This is a genomic window from Microcystis sp. LEGE 08355 (genome assembly GCF_015207185.1).
GTDB classification, from domain to species: Bacteria; Cyanobacteriota; Cyanobacteriia; order Cyanobacteriales; family Microcystaceae; genus Microcystis; species Microcystis panniformis.
Map to the genome: position 1 here is coordinate 1 of NZ_JADEXI010000733.1, position 2,006 is coordinate 2,006.

The 2,006-nt window shown below is 37.8% G+C and carries 2 protein-coding genes and 1 pseudogene; all 3 read right to left on the reverse strand.

The annotated features are described in order from the left end of the window. A pseudogene (locus IQ242_RS23460) lies at positions 1 to 688 on the reverse strand (hemolysin); the annotation flags it as partial. A 231-nt stretch (positions 689 to 919) separates the two neighbouring features. Further along, the gene (locus IQ242_RS23465; RefSeq protein WP_002761361.1) at positions 920 to 1,327 is read right to left on the reverse strand and encodes a type II toxin-antitoxin system VapC family toxin; all 408 of its coding nucleotides are present in this window, start codon (positions 1,325 to 1,327) and stop codon (positions 920 to 922) included. Between the two features lie 5 nt (positions 1,328 to 1,332). Beyond that, positions 1,333 to 1,593, reverse strand: coding sequence for a hypothetical protein (locus IQ242_RS23470; protein ID WP_002733873.1), 261 nt, complete (start codon positions 1,591 to 1,593; stop codon positions 1,333 to 1,335). Between the last annotated feature and the right edge of the window lie 413 nt (positions 1,594 to 2,006).

The window sequence follows — 2,006 nt, forward strand, 5'->3', positions numbered from 1 at the left end:
CACCACTTAGATAGATACTGCTACTTATCCCTGCTTTATAGGTGGTTGTCCCCGCGTAGGTGTTACTGGAGTAGTTGACAATTAATAGGTCATTTCCATCCCCACCATTGACGTTATCTTGTCCTCGTAAAGGACTAATAGTGTCGTCTCCAGAAGTTCCCGTAATATTATCATTCCCATTAGTTCCCGTAAAATTTGCCTGTTCTACTTGAATACTTTCCCCATTGACTATAATTGTTGTCTGGTCATTCTCTGCTCGTAAAGCGTCTAAGGTTGCCACATCCAGACTGTTACCTTGAACCAACTCCGCAAAAATTGCCCCCTCATCTCCGGCACTATCCACCTGATTAATTTGAGCATCCACATAATGCCCAATTTCTTCTAAAATTACATTAACTATCGCTGCTGACGAAGCCGTATTCAAAAAAGATGCTGATAGATAAATCTTATTGGTACTGCTGGAATATGCACCATTCGCCGTCCCCAAAACCTCATCACTGAGTACCTCAATCGGGGGAATTTGACTAAAATTTCGGCTTTGCCACTGTTGTCGTAATTGCGTCGCCTTAACCACATCATAACTTGTGCCAAAAGCGGTTTCTAAATTCGCCCAAAAACCGTCAGATTGAGCGAAATAGAACAAAATATCGTCAACAGCAGGAATAATCGACAAAAGAGAGAGAGTCATGACAGTAACAGCAAAAGTTTATTGCTAATAGTTTTAGCTCAACAAGCGCAAATTTCTCAAGACCCCTGTAACAGAAATTAACATTTATTACAAGAAAACGGGTTTCTAAATAGGCGTTTGCAGAAAACGGGTTTTCTAAATAGTTTCTCAAAGAAACCCGTTTTCTCAGTTTCGTGGGTTGTTGCAAGATATGCAATCTGAACGACGTTCATAAATTGTATTTTTATTAGTTTATGGGACACAAACAATTCCTAATCCTGCCATTTGACGAATATGATCATCAAAAGCGAATACCTTAAATATTTGTAAACGATGAGCCATAACTAAAATAGAACAATCTGTGTAACTCCATTTTTTATCATTGTACTTACAGAAAGCTTCCCATATTGCCAGATCATCGCTATCTGACACATTGATATAACGATGATCTTCTCTTAGTATTTGACCCACTTGGATTGAGGCTCGACTAGATACCTTGCTCCGAATCCAAGTCACAGTTTCATCGAATACCGATTCGAGAATAATCCAATTATTATGAGGATTTTCCAAGTAATATTTTTGAGCGCTTTCGTGATGAGTTTCAGATTTGACAAAAAAGGCAATTAAAGCAGAAGTATCAACAATAATTTCTTTGTCCACAATTTTTAATAAATAATTTCATCGATGTTTTCAGCGTAGTTAGTTACAACTTGACCCCGATTATCTTGTCCGATAATATATTTAGGCTCAGGTTGGACAATTTCTAAACTTCCACAAAGTTCCCAAGTACGAGTCTTGGTAATATCTGGTAATTCAGCTTGAACATAATTTTCCAAAGCTTTGATAACAATCTCTTGAACCGAGGATTTTTGTTCTTGCAAACGAGATATTAATTCGTCGGGAATTTCGATCAATATTTGAGTCATTGATAAACCTTAGAGATTAACGTTGTTTTACTAACATTATAGCCTGTTTGTGAATTATAACCAAGAGACGCAAATGCAATTACCTGAATCAGTTACCAAAAGGTTAACAACTGTTCACTGATTCAGGTGATTTGCCATAAGTCCAGAAAACGGGTTTCTGAAGATTGTCTCTCAATTACTCCCTCACAATGACAATTGTAGCGGGTCATGGCGAGCAGGCGATGGCCACAAGTCCAGAAAACGGGTTTCTTCAAGAAACCCGTTTTCTAGATATTAGGATAAGATTATTGGATTCTTGCCAAAGACTGCTTAAATTCTGCGAGAGAATTAGCGGTAGCTGCTAATTTTAGTAGCTCTTCTAAGATAGTAGGGTTAGTCATTTTGCCGATTATCTCTTCAATTTCTGAAGAAAT